The sequence below is a fragment of the Marinomonas epiphytica genome (genome assembly GCF_054780655.1).
The window spans coordinates 160,691-180,243 of record NZ_BAAGVX010000004.1 but is presented as its reverse complement, the minus strand read 5'-3'; the positions used below and the strand labels follow the sequence as shown (position 1 = coordinate 180,243).

Annotated in this window: 20 protein-coding genes and 1 tRNA gene; 16 read left to right on the top strand and 5 right to left on the bottom strand. The window is 42.3% G+C overall.

Features of this window, described 5'->3' with window-relative positions:
• Nucleotides 1-3: 3 nt before the first annotated feature.
• Complete coding sequence (locus tag ACYVGZ_RS02730; RefSeq protein ID WP_460750863.1) at nucleotides 4-411, top strand: OsmC family protein; 408 nt, start codon at nucleotides 4-6, stop codon at nucleotides 409-411.
• A gap of 48 nt (nucleotides 412-459) precedes the next feature.
• Here the strand turns inward: ACYVGZ_RS02730 and ACYVGZ_RS02725 are convergent.
• The 5 genes from ACYVGZ_RS02725 to flgA all read right to left on the bottom strand — a co-directional run bounded on the left by ACYVGZ_RS02725 (nucleotide 460) and on the right by flgA (nucleotide 4,068).
• Nucleotides 460-534, bottom strand: a tRNA-Arg gene (locus ACYVGZ_RS02725).
• Nucleotides 535-620: 86 nt separating this feature from the next.
• Nucleotides 621-2,267: a sensor domain-containing diguanylate cyclase gene (locus ACYVGZ_RS02720; protein ID WP_460750860.1), complete on the bottom strand. Its 1,647-nt coding sequence runs from the start codon at nucleotides 2,265-2,267 to the stop codon at nucleotides 621-623.
• A gap of 180 nt (nucleotides 2,268-2,447) precedes the next feature.
• Entirely contained in the window at nucleotides 2,448-2,927 is a 480-nt protein-coding gene (locus ACYVGZ_RS02715; RefSeq protein WP_460750857.1) for a flagella synthesis protein FlgN, read from the bottom strand.
• Between the two features lie 35 nt (nucleotides 2,928-2,962).
• Nucleotides 2,963-3,268 carry a flagellar biosynthesis anti-sigma factor FlgM gene (flgM, locus tag ACYVGZ_RS02710; protein ID WP_460750855.1) on the bottom strand — a complete coding sequence of 102 codons (306 nt, stop codon included), beginning with the start codon at nucleotides 3,266-3,268 and terminating at the stop codon, nucleotides 2,963-2,965.
• Nucleotides 3,269-3,378: 110 nt separating this feature from the next.
• Nucleotides 3,379-4,068: a flagellar basal body P-ring formation chaperone FlgA gene (flgA, locus tag ACYVGZ_RS02705; protein WP_460750852.1), complete on the bottom strand. Its 690-nt coding sequence runs from the start codon at nucleotides 4,066-4,068 to the stop codon at nucleotides 3,379-3,381.
• A gap of 153 nt (nucleotides 4,069-4,221) precedes the next feature.
• On the opposite strand from flgA, the gene ACYVGZ_RS02700 reads away from it, so the two are divergent.
• From ACYVGZ_RS02700 to ACYVGZ_RS02630, 15 genes are all read left to right on the top strand, one after another.
• A complete protein-coding gene (locus ACYVGZ_RS02700) occupies nucleotides 4,222-5,154 on the top strand; it encodes a chemotaxis protein CheV (protein WP_460750850.1) in 933 nt (310 codons plus the stop codon).
• 65 nt (nucleotides 5,155-5,219) lie between these two features.
• A complete protein-coding gene (locus tag ACYVGZ_RS02695) occupies nucleotides 5,220-6,047 on the top strand; it encodes a CheR family methyltransferase (protein ID WP_460750847.1) in 828 nt (275 codons plus the stop codon).
• Between the two features lie 199 nt (nucleotides 6,048-6,246).
• On the top strand, nucleotides 6,247-6,639 hold the full coding sequence (gene flgB / locus ACYVGZ_RS02690) for a flagellar basal body rod protein FlgB (protein WP_460750844.1): 393 nt from the start codon (nucleotides 6,247-6,249) through the stop codon (nucleotides 6,637-6,639).
• A 5-nt stretch (nucleotides 6,640-6,644) separates the two neighbouring features.
• Nucleotides 6,645-7,094, top strand: coding sequence for a flagellar basal body rod protein FlgC (gene flgC / locus ACYVGZ_RS02685; protein ID WP_460750841.1), 450 nt, complete (start codon nucleotides 6,645-6,647; stop codon nucleotides 7,092-7,094).
• A 7-nt stretch (nucleotides 7,095-7,101) separates the two neighbouring features.
• The gene (locus ACYVGZ_RS02680; protein ID WP_460750838.1) at nucleotides 7,102-7,806 is read left to right on the top strand and encodes a flagellar hook assembly protein FlgD; all 705 of its coding nucleotides are present in this window, start codon (nucleotides 7,102-7,104) and stop codon (nucleotides 7,804-7,806) included.
• Between the two features lie 12 nt (nucleotides 7,807-7,818).
• Nucleotides 7,819-9,516, top strand: coding sequence for a flagellar hook-basal body complex protein (locus ACYVGZ_RS02675; RefSeq protein ID WP_460750836.1), 1,698 nt, complete (start codon nucleotides 7,819-7,821; stop codon nucleotides 9,514-9,516).
• A gap of 129 nt (nucleotides 9,517-9,645) precedes the next feature.
• Nucleotides 9,646-10,386, top strand: coding sequence for a flagellar basal-body rod protein FlgF (gene flgF / locus ACYVGZ_RS02670; protein WP_460750833.1), 741 nt, complete (start codon nucleotides 9,646-9,648; stop codon nucleotides 10,384-10,386).
• 32 nt (nucleotides 10,387-10,418) lie between these two features.
• The gene (gene flgG / locus ACYVGZ_RS02665) at nucleotides 10,419-11,204 is read left to right on the top strand and encodes a flagellar basal-body rod protein FlgG (RefSeq protein WP_460750831.1); all 786 of its coding nucleotides are present in this window, start codon (nucleotides 10,419-10,421) and stop codon (nucleotides 11,202-11,204) included.
• Between the two features lie 17 nt (nucleotides 11,205-11,221).
• Nucleotides 11,222-12,085 carry a flagellar basal body L-ring protein FlgH gene (locus ACYVGZ_RS02660; RefSeq protein ID WP_460750828.1) on the top strand — a complete coding sequence of 288 codons (864 nt, stop codon included), beginning with the start codon at nucleotides 11,222-11,224 and terminating at the stop codon, nucleotides 12,083-12,085.
• 44 nt (nucleotides 12,086-12,129) lie between these two features.
• Nucleotides 12,130-13,221 (top strand): flagellar basal body P-ring protein FlgI, encoded by a 1,092-nt coding sequence (locus ACYVGZ_RS02655; RefSeq protein ID WP_460750825.1) that lies wholly within the window; start codon nucleotides 12,130-12,132, stop codon nucleotides 13,219-13,221.
• Nucleotides 13,222-13,229: 8 nt separating this feature from the next.
• Entirely contained in the window at nucleotides 13,230-14,192 is a 963-nt protein-coding gene (flgJ, locus tag ACYVGZ_RS02650) for a flagellar assembly peptidoglycan hydrolase FlgJ (protein WP_460750823.1), read from the top strand.
• A gap of 101 nt (nucleotides 14,193-14,293) precedes the next feature.
• Nucleotides 14,294-16,267 (top strand): flagellar hook-associated protein FlgK, encoded by a 1,974-nt coding sequence (flgK, locus tag ACYVGZ_RS02645; RefSeq protein ID WP_460750820.1) that lies wholly within the window; start codon nucleotides 14,294-14,296, stop codon nucleotides 16,265-16,267.
• A 3-nt stretch (nucleotides 16,268-16,270) separates the two neighbouring features.
• Nucleotides 16,271-17,638, top strand: coding sequence for a flagellar hook-associated protein FlgL (flgL, locus tag ACYVGZ_RS02640; RefSeq protein WP_460750816.1), 1,368 nt, complete (start codon nucleotides 16,271-16,273; stop codon nucleotides 17,636-17,638).
• 23 nt (nucleotides 17,639-17,661) lie between these two features.
• Nucleotides 17,662-17,811 (top strand): hypothetical protein, encoded by a 150-nt coding sequence (locus tag ACYVGZ_RS02635; RefSeq protein WP_460750813.1) that lies wholly within the window; start codon nucleotides 17,662-17,664, stop codon nucleotides 17,809-17,811.
• Nucleotides 17,812-17,834: 23 nt separating this feature from the next.
• Nucleotides 17,835-19,412, top strand: coding sequence for an HD-GYP domain-containing protein (locus ACYVGZ_RS02630; protein WP_460750810.1), 1,578 nt, complete (start codon nucleotides 17,835-17,837; stop codon nucleotides 19,410-19,412).
• Nucleotides 19,413-19,553: the final 141 nt, after the last annotated feature.

Here is a 19,553-nt window from a genome sequence, read left to right as displayed (position 1 = left end):
TAAATGAAGACAAGCGTAAGTTGGCAAGAAGATGTGCATTTTACTGCCGAAACTGGATCTGGCTTTAAAGTAGAAATAGATGGTAAGCAAGAGTTAGGTCCACGACCTATGGAACTCATGTTAGCTGGGTTAGGTGGTTGTACTTCCTATGATGTTGTTGGGATTCTAAAAAAGTCTCGACAAGATGTGGTGTCTTGTGTCGCAGAAATAGAGGCTGACCGTGCTGATACCATTCCTTCGGTATTCACTGAAATTCGAGTTAAATTTGTTGTGACAGGGCGTAAGCTAAAAGAAAGTGTCGTCGCTCGTGCCGTGAAGCTATCAGCAGAAGAGTATTGCTCCGCTTCATTAATGTTAGAAAAAGGCGGCGTTAAGATTGTACATAGCTACGAAATTATAGAAATCGCTTAAGCTGTTTTGATTTGTCTTAAAACGCTGCCAGAAGGTGGCGTTTTTTTATGGCGTCCCCGGCAGGAATCGAACCTGCAACCTAGCCTTAGGAGGGCCATGTTATATCCATTTAACTACGGGGACTCGAAGAGTGAAATTATAACATCTTCCTTTGTTGGGTGAAGTCCTGATCGTATGAGAACTATACAACTCGACAAAAAAATGTGTATCTAACTCTCGGGTGGGGATAGGTCTAGGCCAAATAAGCTAGTTTGATTGCGGCCGTTTTGTTTTGAATGATACAAAGCAAGATCTGCCTTACTCAACGCTTCTTCTATATCATGAGTTTGATTGTCAATTTGTGCGACGCCAATACTGACAGTAAAGCGAACGGCCTCGTTATTCTTAGTGACCAGTTCAACCGCGGCTAAACTTGTTCGAATGCGTTCAACGAAATGAAAGGCATCTTGCAAGCGTGTATTAGGAATAAATAGTACAAACTCTTCTCCCCCGAACCTGCCAGAAATGTCTTCTAATCGGCATTGTTTTTTAAGTTCGTTAGCTACACGGGCGATCACTTGGTCACCGACGCCATGACCAAATTGATCATTTACTTTTTTGAAAAAGTCGATATCAAGTTGGGCCACACAATTCACTTTCTGACGATACTTTTCTTGCTCTAAAAGAGGTTCAATCGTGCTGTAAAAGCCTCTACGGTTGAAGAGCTGGGTAAGAGGGTCTGTCACAGCTAAACTCTTTAGCCTGCTTTGAGAGGCGCTTAATTTTTCCAGTAACTTCATTCGATAAGCAATAATCATAGCGAGGCCAATGGCTTCAAGCAGTATGCCGAAACAAACGCCATGGCTAGAGAGGTAAGTAAACTCGACCTTGCCTCGGTAGAACAAAATACTGTATGACGCAAAAAGTATAAACAGGCCATGAGATATTAAAAAATAGGGAGCAAGAGGGTGTTTTCTGATGAGCATGCTAATAGATATACCGACACCAACAGACATGAGGAAACTCGCAAGATCAGCAGCAAGTTCAAAAGCGGCCTCTAGATTAAAAAGTCCGTAAATCAGCTCTGCAAACATGATTATAATAGTGGTTAACAGTATTTTATGTTCTATTGGGTAGTGCTTTCTAGTCTCAAAAACGCTCATCATAAAAGCTAATAAAAATAGCGGTATAGCTCCCAGAGAAAGGTACCAATGGAAGGCGTCTCGCCCGTATAAATCGAAAAAATTAGCAAATAATCCGAACGATAACGCTATCCAAATGCCGCAGGAAATTAAGTAACAGGCGTAAAAAAAGTGTTCATATAATCTTGATGAAATAAACAGCATTAAGTTGTAGATAGTCAGTGCGAATAGCATGCCCACAATTAACGAAGTATCGATATAAGTGCTAGATAGTGAGCGGCTTGAAGCGTCTTCACTAAAGAGCTCTACTTTGAACCATTGATACGAAAAGGTCTTTTGTCTTATATAGATAGTGCTATCTTGTCCTGCAGCCAGTTCTAAGTTAAAAATAGCGTTGCCGCGATACATCCACTGATGAGGAGGTGGTGAATTGAGATCGATAATTTTGGATGAAACCGTCTTATTTTGAGTGACGTGGTAAAACTCTATCAAGCTGTTGCGATATGCATAAGGCAAGGACAAGAAAATACGCTTATTTTCACTCAAGGTGTTTGATAGGTGTATTTTGATCCAAGTTGTTTTCGCGTCTTTACCAAGGGAAACAGCATTGCTGGCAACGTTGAAGACTTTGTTTTTAATATCGGAAAAGGTGGCGTGGTGGCTGTTGTCTATAAAATAGGCGAGTTGGAAGTTCGTTGCTTTTGTGAACTGATCTGTAATTGTTACTTCTTCCATAGTGGCAGCTTGGCTATTTAAGGAAAGAAAAAAGCCGATAATACATAAAATATGGCTATAGAAAGGTCCTTTTTTCACCATGCTCAGTCACTGTGCCATTGATCTAATTAGTAAGATGTTAATACTAACCGAAGTAAATAGCTATTTATGTATAAACTTGAATATAAGAGAGGTTAATTATTAGGCTCTACCTAATGTATGTTTTGAGCTGACTGGGCGGGTAGAGCCACTAGATGTATAGACCTTGTTCTTATTATTGTGGCCTTGCAAGAGCTCGAAAAGGTTTTTGTTGCGCTTTTGTAGGGTATGCAAAATGTGGGCATTAGTGTGATTCTTAGTTTTACACTCCTGAAGTGCCTGTTCGCAATCGTTCATGAGTTGGCGAATTTCATCCATAGAGTCGTCTTGTTTATCTAGCCACCTTTTAAACTCTTCTTCAGTAGGGTTCTTTCGATCAACTAGATCAAACTTAATTAGAACTTTGACTCTTTTCTCGTTGAGAGCGTTCATTTCATCAAGGAGGGCTTTCTTTTTTTCAGAAATCGACAGGATATGGTCACTATTTAAATGGCCATATGCCTCTCTTTCCTCGTCTAAAAGAGAGGAAAGGGCGCTAAGGACTTGTTTGCTTCTAGAAAAAATCGGGGCGAGAGGAATCATGGTGGGACTCTATTTTTAGTAAACAGAATTTACTATTAAAAAATGGAATCCATTGATGCCATATTGTGCGCAAGCTTTTGAGAGTCAATTTTGTATTCTCCAGCTGCTATTGCGCGCTTAATTTGCTCGACCTTTTCCATATCAACATCTGGTAAGCTGTTAATTTTCGCTTCTTGGCTCTGTAGTGTTTGCGCCGTGCCGCTCAAGCGTACAGTGTCCTCAGCCATTTTGTTATTGCTGCGTGCTTGATCCGTAGCAACACTTGAAGACGCGTCTTTAGAAGCTCGCTCATTCTTACTAACACTACCTTGGGTAGATAACCCTGTTAAGTGTATTGCCATTGTCGTTCCGCCTTAATTTATTAATCCATGTTTGTTATCGGACGAGTAAGTGAGAACTTTAGGAAAAAGCCCGCAGAAACTTTAAATTAATTCCAACTATTTATCACCGACTAGTAGTTTACAAGAACCTCGCCGTCACTGACAACTTTTGCGTACACAATTCGCCCAGAACTGACATTTTTAACCCGTATTTGCTGTGACATTGAACCATTTTCCATAGCTGTGCCATTCATTTTAACAGTAATGCTGCCGCTTTTTGCCGTAATTAAAACTTGGTCGCCTTTCTTTACTAATAATGCTGGCTTAGTCAGGGCGCTGGTAATGAAGGTGTTGACTCTAATATTGCGCGCTGCAACTAATCCATAAGGAGGGTTATCCATAGTGTAAGCTTGACCTCGTAAGTCTACTATGTCGACCAAAGCAAGGCTGGTGTTTTGTCGGTTTATTGTGTCCCCGCGGTTAATCGGACTGTTTGTCTTTATAGCTTGTACATTAATCGACAAGGTTGCAGGGATGTATGACTTCCAAGTAGGGTTGCTGCAAGCGACTAAATAGTTTGTGCGTTTAGCTGCATCGTTTCTTTGATTGCTTATGGAGATATTGTTTGAAGCACATTCAGGGAGATAGTTTAGTGAGGCAATATTGTTTAAAGAAATCGAGACTTCAGCCGTTGGATAAGAGCGAGCGTAGCGCGGGATCTCTACATGCTGAATATAGTGGTTTAACTGCTCTTCAATAGTCGCAGCATAGGCCATGTTTATGAAAAAGAAATAGGCTAAAGTAAGCCTCAGCAAACCCATAGTATGTAACCTTTTGTTGTTTGTTATCACGAAATAGCGATGAGCCGCATAAGATATTAGTAAAATAGCAAAAATCACTCTATGATTGGACTATAACTTAAGAGGAATCGAAATAGGCTTTCGATTTGTTGTATTTTTTTGTAGGAGGAATGTATGGCTGGCGTTCTCGATAGTGTCAATCAACGCACGCAGCTTGTTGGGGAAAACCGCCTAGAACTTTTGTTGTTTCGTCTAAATGGGAAGCAGATTTACGGCATTAATGTTTTTAAAGTAAAGGAAGTTCTGCAATGTCCTAAGCTGACCACCATGCCGCACAGTAGTCCTGTTGTGCGTGGTGTTGCTCATATTCGTGGTGGAACTATCCCTATTCTAGATCTAGGTTTAGCGACCGGTGCCAGTCCTATAGAAAACATAGAGCAGTGCTTTGTGATTATCACTGAGTACAACCGTCGTATTCAGGGCTTTCTTGTGCGTGGTGTGGAACGCATTGTGAATATGAACTGGAGTGATATACAGCCACCGCCAAAGGGGCTATCTAATGACAACTATTTAACGGCTGTTTGCCAAGTAGATAAAGAAATGGTTGAAATCATTGATGTTGAGCAAATACTTTCAGAAGTGGCGCCAACAAAACAAGACATCTCCGTAGGTATTGTGACCGATGATGTACAAGCTAACGCTAAGCAACACCATATTCTTATTGTGGATGATTCTTCAGTGGCTCGTAAGCAGATTAAGCGCTGTATGGAGCAAGTCGGCTTTGCAACAACGGTTTTGTGTGATGGACGAGAAGCAATAGAATATTTGCAAAACTTAGTAGCAGATGGCGCAGATGTGACCGAAGAGTTTTCTATGGTTATTTCGGACATAGAAATGCCAGAAATGGATGGTTATACATTAACTACGGCGATCCGAAATGATAGTCGTTTACAGGATCTATTTATTCTTCTCCATACTTCCTTGAGTGGTGTATTTAATGAAGCAATGGTGAAAAAAGTCGGAGCGGATGGTTTTTTAGCTAAATTTCAACCCGATGAACTGGCTCGAATTGCAATAGAAACAGTTGAAGCTCAGACAGAGCAATAATGTTGTTTGGTGATATGGTAGAGTGTTTGATGCCATATCATCAAAATGCTTTCAATGGAGTATGAATGCTCAGTAGTACAAATGCCATTTCCCAAAATGGGTATATTAGATTTCGTGATTATCTTCAGAAAACTTGCGGCATATCCTTAAGCGATAATAAACAGTATTTAGTTGCTAGTCGGTTAGGGAGAATTCTGGAGCGAGAGCAATACTCTCAAATCGAGCAACTGGTCGATGTGTTAGAGCTTAATCGTAACGCTAAGTTAAAAGAAGAGATTATTAATGCGATGACCACGAATGAAACTTTGTGGTTTCGTGACTCTCATCCATTTAAAATTCTAAAAGAAAAAATATTGCCAGATTACTCAGGAAAGAGTCTGCGTATTTGGTCTGCAGCATCATCTACGGGTCAAGAGCCTTATTCGATTAGTATGGTATTAGAGGAAGCGAAGTTATCAAGCGGTCCATCTAAAGCCAATATCATAGCAACAGATATTTGCACTAACATTTTAGAGCATGCTAAGCAGGGGGAGTACGATAGCCTAGCGATTGCCCGTGGCTTAGGGCTAGACCTTCAGAGTAAATATTTTGATAAGTTAAATGATGCTAGTTGGAAGGTTAAACCACAGATTCGCTCTAAAGTTGAATTTCGATACTTAAATCTCATTGACTCTTTTGCCATGCTTGGAAAGTTTGATGTGATTTTTTGTCGGAATGTTCTGATTTATTTTACGGCCGAAAGAAAGCTAGATATTTTGAAACGGATGCACGCCTCATTGAACCCTGGGGGATACTTATTCTTAGGTGGTGCAGAAGCTCTAAGTGGTTTGTCATCACATTTTGAGATTATTCAATGCCACCCAGGTATTGTTTATCGAGCTAAAAAAATTTAACTCTGCCCTGATACCTCTCTTAATAGAATAAAACCCGCTTTCAGAGCTGAAAGCGGGTTTTTCATTTTTTTGCCTAGTTTAACCTTGCCGCTTTTTGCCTTTTATGAAGTTTTGTTTTTATAACGTATTGAAAAATAAAGAATATTTTTTTGGCATCAATGTTGCTTTAGATTGATAAATCTTTTTTTATTGAGGAATTATGGCTATTTCGTTTGATACCGCTTTTGCTGGTCACGATAAGATGTTGGCTTATCGCAGTGCTCGTGCATCGGTGCTTGCAAATAATATTGCAAATGCTGATACACCTAATTTTAAAGCGCGTGACTTATCATTCGATAACATGCTGACTAATGAACGTGATAGGTTGCAGATGAAAGCAACAGACAGCGATCATTTATCAAGAAACAGCCAAGGGGGGGCTGAAAATGGTTTGTTTTATCGTAATCCTAGCCAGCCTTCCCTAGATGGAAACACAGTAGACATGCAACGTGAGCAAGCTGAGTTTGCTCAAAATGCCTTACACTTTGACACCAGTTTTATGTTGCTTGACCGAAAAATTAGCGGCATGAAAAAAGCCCTTACAGGGAATTAATGATTATGTCTTTAAGTAATATTTTTGCGATTTCCGGATCGGCAATGAGCGCTCAAACTGTTCGCCTTAATACCGTTGCGAGTAACATGGCGAACGTAGATAGTGTCGCAAGTTCGGCAGATCAAACTTATCGTGCCCGTAAACCTGTGTTCTCGCAAATGATGAACGATAGTATGAAAGAATATGGATGGTCTGGAGCCACAATCGATGAGAGTGGTGCAGGCGTTGGAGTAAAAGTGGACGGCATTGTTGAGTCAGATGCGCCTTTGCAGCCTAGATACGAGCCAGATCATCCAATGGCAAACGAAGAGGGGTATGTGTTTTACCCTAATGTAAATCCAATGGAAGAAATGGCAGACATGATGTCAGCATCCCGTTCTTTTCAAACGAATGTGGAAGTAATGAATTCGGCCAAAAGTATGATGCAAAAAATGCTGACATTAGGCCAAGCGTAGGTGAAACATGGCAAACATTTCTGATTCCAATCCGTTGAACGGCTTAATTGCTCAATACGGGACTGATGGGGCTAAGGCAAAAGCGGGCTTTGAGAGGCCAGCTCAGGAAAAGGCTGAAGCATCTCTTGAAGATCAAAACGTATTTCTAAAGCTTTATATTGAACAGCTGAAAGGGCAAGACCCCACGGCACCTCAAGACACCAATGACATGGTGGCACAGATGTCGCAGTTTAGCTCATTAGAAAAGCTAACCAGTATTTCAGATCAGCTAGAAAATATGGCTACGTCACTTACCTCCAATCAAGCTCTGAGTGCCTCTACCTTAGTCGGTAAGCTGGTTATGGTGGACTCGGATAAAACATTAGTGACAGATTCGCAAGATGAAATAAGGATGAAAACGCAGGTTCCAGAGGGTTCTCTGAACGCCAAGTTGGATATCTTTAATGCAGACAATCAGCTTGTTCGTACTGCTGAATTAGTTAACGGTGAATTTCAGTGGGATAGAAAAGATGATGCAGGAAATATTTTGCCGCCTGGCGAATATCGTTTTGCCGCCTCCTCTGTGAGTAGTGATGGGCAGGTTTCAACCTTAAGTACCCAGCTGCCAGCTCGTATCCAAGGGGTCACCATAAATGGTGAAAATGGCACAGTCTTGAATGTTGAAAATCGCGGCAAGATTAGTTTAACAAACGAATTAGAAATTTTAGGGTGATGGGAGAGAGTTATGGGATTCAATACAGCACTATCTGGCATTAAAGCCTCCGCAGATTACTTAAGTGTTACGGGTAATAACATCGCCAACGCCGATACAACAGGTTTTAAAAAGTCCCGTATCGAATTTGATGATCTATATAACACCAGCGTATTAGGTGCTGGTAGTAACAACAGTATTGGTTCTGGTGTAAGTGTAAGTAAAGTGGCTCAAGAGTTTTCATCTGGCAACTTAGCCTATACAGACAATAATTTGGATCTAGCAGTAGACGGCACAGGCTTCTTTGTTTTGGGTGGTGGTGTTGCTCAATCTTATACTCGCGCTGGTAACTTTAAGCTGGATGCGGATGGCAATCTTGTCACCAATAATGGCTTAAATGTACAAGGTTATAATGCTGTTGATGGTCTAGTGGGGGGCAACCTTGAGGACTTGGTTGTACCAACAGATAGAATACTGCCTGAAGCGACGACAGATATTGAGCTGAAAGTGAACTTGGATTCACAAAGCGAAGATGTACCACCTTTTATAAAAGAAGACTTTGATTTAACCAATCCCGATACGTTTAACTTTACCCAAACAGAAACTGTTGCCGATGCAAATGGTAGTAACCACATTGTGACTTATTATTATGCAAAGAGTGAGTTGCCTAATACTTATCGAGTGTATGCGGCGGTCGACGGTAATATGACAGATGATACTGGTGTGCCATTTTTACCAGAATCTTATGTTACTTATAATACTGCCGAGGGTGGTACAGATTACAATGGTGATGGTGTTTCGGAAGAGCCATTCCAGTTGCTTTATATGGGGGCAACACAGCCGACCGTAGATGATGTTCTTGCGATGACGCAAACACCGCTAGCGGTAGGTGGGACTCTCAATGGTGTTGCCATTGCTTCAACTCTGGATCCTACTGCGGTACGCGATTCAAGCACTGTTTCTCGAGAGTCGTTTGATCCACTTGATCCTGCGACTTACAACTATGGTAATACTAAAACCGTTTATGACTCTTTGGGTGAAACCCACACAATTGGGTATTACTTTATCAAACAAGGTGAAAATAACACCTACGAGATGCGCGTCACAATGGACGGTGAAGAAAGTTATATTAACCCATTGAATGGTCAAGAAACGCGATTCCTACAGGAAAAAACCCACGTTTCGTTTGACGCTGCCGGTAACTTTATAGGTGCCTACCGAGGGCTAGAGCCGTATGATGTTATTGAGCCGACTACCATTGAATTAACTGGGCTAGATCCGAGTAACCGCAGTGCTGTAGCTACAGTGGAGATGGCTGGTTCGACTCAATTTGCCTTGGAAAATACCGATCATTTCGAACAGGATGGTTTTGCAGCAGGTGAGCTTCAAGGGGTGTCATTTGATGAGGATGGGTTCTTAGTTGCCACCTATACCAACCAACAAACGGCAACTCTTGGCCAGTTGGCCCTTGCGACTTTTGATAGTAACGATGGGTTGATGCCAACAGGTCATACATCTTGGTTCGCCGGTAAAAACTCTGGCCCTGCGAATATAGGGCGTCCTAATAGTGGTACGCTCGGCAAGATTCAAGGTGGCGCTTTGGAGGAGTCTAATGTGGATTTAACCACGGAACTCGTGGCTTTGATTGAGGCTCAGCGTAACTATCAAGCTAACTCGAAAGCATTAGAAACGGAAAACACCGTCACACAAACGATTATCAACCTAAGATAATCGTTTAATAAAACGTTCCTTTAAGAACCGAAATAGCTTGGCTATTTCGGTTTTTTTGTTGGGTTCAGTTTTTTTGGTATGAAATTTGATAGAGGTATTAAATTAACTGTATTAAATTGAGGGATTGTCATGGATAAAGCGCTATACCTTGCGATGAGTGGCGGGGTTCAAACCATGAATGCACAAACCATACATGCTAATAATCTAGCTAATGTGAGTACCACAGGTTTCCGTGCCGATTTTGAACAGGCTAGGTCCATGCAGGTGTACGGTGAATACCACCCAAGCCGTGTCTATGCGATGACAGAAAACCCAGCCACTCGTTATACCAGTGGTGACATGATACAAACTGACCGCGATTTAGATGTGGCTGTAGCAGGAGATGGCTTTATAACGGTATATGATGAGCTTGGACAGGAAGCTTACACGCGGGCAGGGGATCTTCAAATTAACTCGGTAGGTCAGTTGGTGACAGGTACAGGTTTGCCAGTAGCCGGAGTGGATGGGCCAATTTTTTTGCCGCCACTAGACAGCATTACCATTACTGCTGATGGCTCTATTTCAATAATTCCTCAAGGTGGCGCAGGCAATGAAGTCGCTGTGATTAACCAAATCAAATTAGTTAATCCAGATACTCAATCAATTCGAAAAACAGAAGACGGCTTAATTCATAGTCGCGACGGCCAAGCCTTTGATCTTGATCCCAACGTAACTCTGGTATCGGGATTTATTGAAGGTAGCAATGTTAATGCCGTTGAGGAGATGACTCACATAATGAACCTTGCTCGTCGCTTCGAAATGAATGTCAAAATGATGGACAGTATCCGTGAAAACGGTGATACCGCCGCAAGAATTTTACAGAGAACCTAATTTAAACATTTAGCACGTGACAAGAGGCTATTATGAATTCTGCATTATGGGTAAGTAAAACTGGCTTAAGCGCCATGGATAAACAATTAAATGTGGTTGCCAACAACTTGGCAAACGTATCAACCAATGGTTTTAAGAAAGACCGCGCCGTATTTGAAGACTTAATGTATAAAACCGTCCGAGAGCCCGGTGGTTTGAGTGCGCAAAATACAGAGCTTCCTTCAGGGTTGCAGCTTGGTACTGGTGTGCGAGTTGGGGCGACGCAGAAAGATTTTTCCGAAGGGGATTATAATGTTACTGATCGCCAACTAGATATTGCGATTCAAGGGCAAGGTTTTTTTCAAGTATTGCAACCAGATGGTACTATTGCCTATACCCGTGATGGAAGCTTCCAGCTTAATAGTCAAGGCCAGCTAGTCACGTCAAATGGTATGCTGGTGGAGCCTGGGATCACAATTGATAATGACGCCTTGGAAGTGTTTGTTTCCGACGATGGCGTGGTGTCCGTTTCTAAGCCTGGTCAAGCAGAAGCGCAAGAAGTGGGTGTTATTAACATTGCAGGTTTTGTAAATCCGACTGGGCTAGATTCATTAGGGCAAAATATTTTTGCAGAAACGAATGCCAGTGGACCCGCTATTGTTGGAGCACCAGGCACGGACTCATTAGGCCGTTTAGGGCAAGGCATGTTGGAGTCTTCGAACGTGAACTCTATAGAAGAGTTGGTTAATATGATCACGACTCAACGAGCTTATGAAATGAACTCTAAAGTCATTGCCTCTGCAGATGGTATGATGAGTTTTGCTATTCAACAGCTTTAAATAATGCGTGAAATGGAATGAAGATTAAATTAACCCTACTTGTTGCACTGAACTTAATGCTAACTGGCTGTTTGTCTTGGGATATTGATGAGCAGTCTTTAGCCAATGCTGCTGCACAAGGGGTGGCGAATGCCGCAACGGATGCTGTTATTGATGCAGTAACAGATGGCGAAGACCCTGACGAAGACGAAGATAGTGCCGAAGAGGAAGAGCCTGAAGCACCTCGTAAAGGCTATGTTCCTGACCCAGATGACCCGTTAAATGGTCCGAATATTCAGCAAGCTATCCAAGCTGATGATCCATATTATGCTCCAGTATATCCAAATGGGTTGCAACCGTTTGAGGCGCCAACAGGCGGTATTTATAAAACGGGTATGGGAGACATTTTCTTTGGAGACCAGAAAGCAAGTCGTGTAGGGGATATTCTGACCATTAATCTGAATGAAACCACTACTTCGACCAAAGCAAACGCAGCGACTGTGTCTAAATCATCCTCTGCGACTTTGGAGAACCCAACGGTATTAGGAGAAGAACTTCGCTTGGACACCGCAGTCCCCCAGCAAGGAACGGACTTTTCTGGGAACGCGTCGGCAAACCAGAACAACAGTTTAAGTGGTACTATTTCTGTTACGGTATTTAAAGTCTACCCAAATGGTTTGTTGGCGGTAAGAGGAGAGAAGTGGCTTAGGCTAAACCAGGGGGATGAGTATATTCGCTTTTCTGGGGTGGTTAGACGACAGGATATCTCGCCAGATAATACAGTTGAGTCTGAACGAGTGGCAGATGCCAGAATTACCTATTCAGGTACAGGCGATGTGGCTGCTGGCAGCGAACAAGGCTGGGTAAGTCGTTTACTTAATTCCAGTGATATGCCGTATTAGTGGTAATAGGATGATTTAAAAGCTTTGGCTTTATAGGTGAGACGATGAAACAAATATTGATATTCTTAATCGCCTGCTTTTCGAGCGTTATTCAGGCTGAACGACTGAAAGATATCGCGACTGTGCAAGGGGTTCGTGATAATCAGCTGTTTGGTTATGGCTTGGTGATAGGGCTTAATGGTACGGGAGACAGTACGGCTTTTACGGATCAGAGCTTTACCAGTATGTTGTCGAAATTTGGTGTGACTTTGCCTGAAGGTGTGAATGCCTCATCCGATAACGTGGCGGCTGTTTCTTTAACTGCAACTTTACCGCCTTTTTCCAAGCCAGGCCAAAATATTGATGTCACCGTATCTTCAATCGGCAATTCAAGTAGCCTGCGAGGCGGGACCTTACTTCTATCGACTTTGAAAGGGGCTGATGGAGCTGTGTACGCCATTGCACAGGGAAACCTAGTGGTGGGCGGTCTTGGGACTAATGGTGCTGATGGTTCAAGAAACTCGCTAAATATTCCTACTGTCGGTCGAATCCCGAATGGAGCCAGTGTTGAACGAGCCGTACCCAGCAGTTTTAATACAGGTGATACCTTGACGTTTAATTTGAATCGCCCTGATTTTACTACGGCAAAGCAAGTCTCAGATAAAATCAACAGCCTGTTAGGCCCTGGTGTCGCGAAAACATTAGATGCAACATCCATACGAGTTTCCGCTCCTCGAGACCCAAGTCAAAGAGTTACCTTTCTTTCTATTCTGGAAAACTTAGAAGTTGAGCTGGGTGAAGAAAGGGCTCGGATTGTGATTAATTCTCGAACAGGGACTATTATAATAGGTCAGCATGTTAAGGTTTCTCCGGCCGCCGTTACTCATGGCAGTCTTACCGTAACTATTAATGAAGTGCCACCAGTAGTAGGTCAGGAGGGTACGGTCACGGGGGGGGAAACCATTTTGTCGCCACGCTCTCCAGACCTGGGTATTGATGACGACAGTGGGCGAATGTTCGTTTTTGATCCAGGTGCATCACTAAACGATATTGTTCGGGCTGTTAACCAAGTGGGGGCGGCACCGGGAGATGTGATGGCTATTTTAGAAGGCTTAAAGCAGGCGGGAGCCATTAACGCAGATTTAGTCGTCATTTAGGTAAGCTTATGAACTCCATATCAAATAGTGACTTTTTTGCTGATTTTTCGTCTCTATCGCAATTGAAAACACAAGCACAACAAGACCCTAACGCTGCCTTGAAGCAAGTGGCTGAACAGTTTGAGTCCATTTTTCTCAATATGCTGTTGAAAAACATGCGTAGCACGAATGAAGCCATCGGCGGAAGTTTATTTAATAGTACTCAAACTAAGCAATACCAAGAAATGATGGACTCCCAGTTGGCGCAAACACTGGCCAAGTCTGGTGGAGTTGGTTTATCTGATGCGTTAATAAGAGAATATCAGGGCGCAGGAAGCTCGCAAAACAGAGCTTTGCATGACGATACCGACTTTTTGAATCAAGTGGCCAAGCAGGACCTTGCTCGCATTCAATTCTTGGCAAAACGGGCATCACAAGAGTTTGTCGAAGCGGTTCAAAATCAGATGCAAGAGGAAGCAGGCGTAGAGAAGGCTCAAGGTGCTCCTTCTGCCTTATCAGTCGTGTTTCAATCACCGCAAGAGTTTGTTGAAAATTTATGGCCTCATGCTAAGGCCGCTGCAGAGAAAATTGGTGTGAACCCAAAAGCCGTACTCGCCCAAGCCGCTTTAGAAACTGGCTGGGGGAAGTACCCCATCGCTAAGGAGGATGGCGGTGCTAGCTTTAACCTGTTTGGTATTAAAGCAGATAGTCGTTGGGATGGAGATCGAGCCGTAGTGAACACGTTAGAGTTTAGAGATGGTGTTGCTAAAAGAGAGAAAGCTGCATTCAGGGCTTATCAATCGTTTTCAGAAAGTTTTGATGATTACGCTAACTTCTTAACCACCAGTGAGCGTTATCAAAAGGCCTTGCAAGCAGGAGACGATGCCGAGCAATTTGCGGTTTCATTGCAGCAAGGTGGTTATGCAACCGACCCAAAATACGCTGAAAAAATAAACCGAATTATGGCGAGCGAGTGGATTGAATCCTTATAACGGTTAAGACACGTTGATTATCAGTAAAGTTTATTCTGTTTAGGTCGATAGCTATATAAGATAGAACCGACGATAGATAGCTTGAAATTGAGGTATGAGCAATGGGCTCAAATTTATACACCATTGGCTTATCCGGACTGCAAGCCAGTAATGCCCGAATTAATACTACAGGGCAAAATACAGCCAATGTAGATACGGAAGGTTATAGCCGACAAAGAACCAACACTAACAGCTCACCTGTTGGTGGTGTTGAGGTGCGTGATACTGCCCGTGTCGTGAATAAAATGGTGAATGAGCAAGTGCGAACAGACTCTTCAAGCCATTCTTATTATGAAACCTACCATCAATTAATGTCACTCTCTGATGGCCTGCTTGCAGAAGATAGCGTCTCATTGAATAATTATTTTAACGATGCTTTTGAGGCTATCCAAGCGGTTAATAATGATCCTGCGTCTCCGGCATTAAGGAACCTTGCGCACGACAGTTTGAGAAGTTTAGTTGACCAGTACAATGTTCTAGCTGGATTGGCAGATGATCAAAGCCGATCTGTCGATAATCAGCTTGAGGCCTCAATTGCAGATCTAAATTCTTTAAGTAAGCAAGTAACGCGTTTAAATGATCAGATTTTACGCCAAGAAGGAATGTCTATTTCTGAGGCAAATGAATTGAGAGATCAGCAAGAGGTGTTGGCTGTTCAAATAGCGGAATACTTGGATATTACCACTCAGTTTAACGATGATGGGATGATGGGTATCTCTCTAGCGAATGGTCAGCCTATTGTATTAGGCCAAGTAGCCCCTGAGTTGCAAATGGAGCCAGACCCACTCGACCCTAAACGAATTAAATTGACGATCGATCTTGGCCGCCATGATGTCGGGATTAAATCAGAAGATCTAGGAGGCTCAATAGGAGCTTTAGTGGATTACCGTAGAGACTTTGCCGTGGACACGGATCGAACGCTTGGTCAAAGCGCTTTGTCAATTGCAGATGCTATGAATCAGCAGAATGCTTTAGGAGTAGACGCCAATGGTATTTTTGGTCGTGACCTTTTTGAGTTTGCGAAAATGAAAGTGCAAGCGGATGCTAAAAATAAAGGTGATAGCACTGAGCTTGAGATTAAGTTATCGCCAGGCTCCTCCGATAAAGTACTAAAGGATACCTATTTACTAGAAAAAACAGGAGAGAATGAGTTTCTTATTCAAACTCTAAACCTAAATGGTGAGCTAACCCAGCGTGCGGTTTATATTGATACTAACCAAGCAACAGATAAGAAGGGTTTTTATCAAGTAGCTGAAGTAGGTGTCGATATTAGGTTTGGTGACGTCTCTGACTACAAAATTGGCGACAAATTCCAGTTTTCGCCTACTCAGGGTGTTGCTTCAAGCTTCAAGTTGGCGGCGAAAAGTGGTGATGACATTGCTCTAAGCTCACCAATTCATGTAGAAACACATTCTAACAACCTATCAGAAGCGAAAATTGAACTTGCTACGGTAACCAATACAGACCCTGAAACTTCAGCCTTTGCTTCGAATAAAACATTATACCCCAATGCACCTCATAGTATCCGTTTTACACAAGATGATGCCTACGAGGTATTGGACTCATCCGGTTCTGTACTCGCATCCGTTAGTGAAATGCAAGATATTGAAAACTTATTGTCACAAGCTGGATTAGAAGCTGAAGCAGGCTTTGATGTGTCATTAAGTGCGAAGCCCAGAGCTGGTGATCAGTACTCGATGAGTACAAGTAATACAGGAGTATCCAATAACTTTAATGGGTTATTGTTAGGTGAAATTCAAAACAAATCGATTGTAGCTGGTCGCGAAACGTTGGCCGAGTCTTATTCAGGCATTGTAGCTGAAGTGGGTAGTAAGGCAGCTGAATTAGAAACTAACACTAAATCGAGTGAAATCATACTGAATCAAAGTAAAGCTCGTAGAGACAGCATTTCGGCAGTGAGCCTAGACGAAGAAGCAATTAACCTTATGAAATATCAACAGTCCTACTCAGCTTCAGCCCAAGTGATTACGGCTGCTAGAACAACGTTTGAAACCCTGTTAGGTGCGGTGAGGTAATTTATGCGAGTCACAAATAACCTTATCTATGGTCAGTCCAGCCAAGCCGTTAGCAAATCTAATGAGCGCTTACTTGAGCTGCAAGAAAAAATGGCAGCACAAACGAACATCATAAAAGCGAGTGATGATCCAGTAGGAGCCAGTCAGGTTTTACAATATGAGTCGAGTAATCAACAGCTGAAACGTTATCAAGATGCGATGGATATGGCATCAAGTCATCTTGAATATCAAGAGGTTGCTTTAGATAGTCTGAATAGTCTTCTTGATGATACCAGAACGCTCTTGATTCAGAGTCAAAATGACATCAATACACAAAATGATGTGGACGCAATCGCCCAAGAAGTAGCTAAGATTGTTGAGTCTATGGCTGATTTAATGAATTCCCGTAATTCCACCGGGGATTATATTTTCGCTGGAACAGACACCTCAGGTCCTGCGTTTGTGTTGTCTAGTAATGGCGAGTACCAGTGGTCAGGGAATGAAGAGCAAAAATTCGCACAAATTTCGGATGGTATGAAGATCGCCGTGACAGACTCAGGGAAAAAGTTATTTCAAGATATTTGGACCCGAGACAACTTTGATGCTCGCCTTCAAACAGGTCAAGTGCGCCTTGCAACTGAAGTAATCAGTTTGGGCGATTTCAGTGATTTCATGGAAGATAATTATGACCCTGTGAATCCAATTAATAACAACTATCGGTTAGTCACAACCTCGTTGAGTGGAGATGAAACAGGTCAGAGCCTTGAAGAGCAAGTAACTACGGCTGTTGATACGAATTCTGATGCTGTAGTCGATGCAGCGCAAGAAGCAGTTGAGCAACAACTGGGAGATAACACCTCTGATGACGAGATTGAGCGTTATTTTGGCCCACCTGGAGAATATGCTTTTACAGATGGTTTGGGGAATGTTGTTGCTTCTGGTACATACCAGCCAGGTAAACCAATTATTTTCAATGGCATGGCTTTTACCTTAGACGGGCCTCCTGGTGCAACAGTTGATTTTTCCTTAGTGAGACCTTCTAGGGACAATGTGCTTAACCAGATAAAGGATACTTTGTCGGTGCTAACTGATAAAGAGTCAACACTAGCACAGCGCCAAGAGGCTTATTTAAATGCTACAACCAGCATTACTAATACGCAGGCCTCTATAGGTGCTGGGCGATCCTCAATTGGTGCTCGAATGAATGTTCTTGCAGATAAAAGTGGCGTTAATTCTGCCAGTCAGCTAACTAATGCGATTGCGCAAAATAACGTTGCGTCTTTAGATGTCGCTGCAGCTGCTTCTGACTTGGCAATGGCTGAGTCAGCTCTTACCGCCTCACAAAAGCTGTTTGCAAGAGTGAGTAATCTGTCTTTGTTTAATCAAATTTAGTGGGTCAATTGAGAGAGAGTTAAATGTCAACATTTAAAATGGAATCCTGCTTTGGTGCAGATATAGATGTCGCTGCAGCTGCTTCTGACTTGGCAATGGCTGAGTCAGCTCTTACCGCCTCACAAAAGCTGTTTGCAAGAGTGAGTAATCTGTCTTTGTTTAATCAAATTTAGTGGGTCAATTGAGAGAGAGTTAAATGTCAACATTTAAAATGGAATCCTGCTTTGGTGCAGATATAGGTGTTGGCTATTTTGATGTTGAAGAAATTCTGGACATCTTTGCGATAAAAAAAGAAGTTAAAAATAATCCCCGTGTTAAACGCTTGATTAAGTTACATGGTCCAAAAGAGAGGATTGTTGCGATTGTCATGCGACAAGTCGCAATAGATTTCCTCAAGCCTGTCCTAGATGACAGTTTCTTACCTTATGATAGTTATTTTAACGATGATTTATTGCTTAATAGTCGTCGTGAACGGCTATACGATGCCCAAGAGCGTTTTTTAATGCTCTGCTATTCCCTTGCAAATGGTCGTTCTGTCCGAAGTCTAAAAAAATTACATGAGGGGCTCACGACAAAAGAATGGCGGGAGAAGCACAAGCGTAATATCAGTTTATACAAGTACTTCCGTCAAGAGTTGAACGATCACACCCGTGACTACATTCTCAGCTATAAAGCAGGGATGGAAGAGCCTGAAACTAAGAAAAAAGAGGCGAATGCAAAATCTTCCCACGAGGCTGTAGAGGAGGTAATTCCGGTTTTAGACCCCCATGACAGCATCCCTACTTTAAGCTCGACAGACAGTGTTGTAAAAAGAGCGCGGCGAGAAAGGCTCGAGCCCACCAAGTTTGATGTAGAGATCAATGTAGCCCTAAAGCTGTTAGAAGAGGGGCGGTCATTGCTGGTTGATCAAGTAACAAATATGAACAAGGGGTTGGCTTTTAATATTGATACTCTGCAACAGTATGTACAGAAGCTAATCTGCTCAATGCAGCGTAACCCAAATGCGCTGATGGTGGCTAGGCTTGCAGATGGTACTGCGAGTTATTTGGAAAAGCACATTCTTAGTGTTTGTGTGCTAGGAATTAGTTTTGCGAATGCTTTACGTCTCGACGAAGATAAAGTAGTAAAGGTAGCAGTGGGTTGTCTACTGTTTGATATAGGTCGTTTTAAGCTTCCCCCTGCGATTGTAAATAAAGCGGAAAAGCTCACTGACAATGAAGTATCTTTATTTAGAAATCATATTCGTTTTGGTGCTCAGGCATTGAAAAAAGGTGAAGATGTTCCTTCTTCTGTATATCAAATGTTATTTGATCATCATGAAAAAGTGGATGGGAGTGGCTACCCCGAAGGTAAACAGGGAACTGAGATTTCTAACTATGGAAAGATCGCCGCCATATTGGATGCTTATGATTCGATTATTTCAAAGCAAGGTCATAAAGAAGCCATCGGTCTTGCCAAAGCGCGTTCTATTTTAAAAGAAGAAGCTGAAAAAGCCTTTGATAAAGCGTTGTTATGGTCGTTTTTAAAACACCTAGGGGCAATCCCATTAGGTGCTTGTGTTGAGCTTTCAAATGGTCGAGTTGGGTTTGTGCTAACTCTCAATAAAGATCAGAGGCCTTCGAAGGTTCGACTGGTTTATAGTCTAAACAACAAAGCTCTTATATCGGCAACTGATATTGAGCTGGACAAGCTGCTTGCTCAAGGAGAAGATCTTTCTATTGTGAGAGAGGTTTTACCAAGCACGCTCAACCTTTCTCTTCTTAATCACTTATAGCTTTCTCTATCACTTTCCTCTTTTGGCTCGTACAGCCGAATCCGCATTAAACTTTTTAGTTTCTTAACTAATTGTAATAATAGGTTTTTTTGTTTTTTTAAGTCCCTCCTAAATAATTTTTCTAAAGTTTTATCTCTTCAG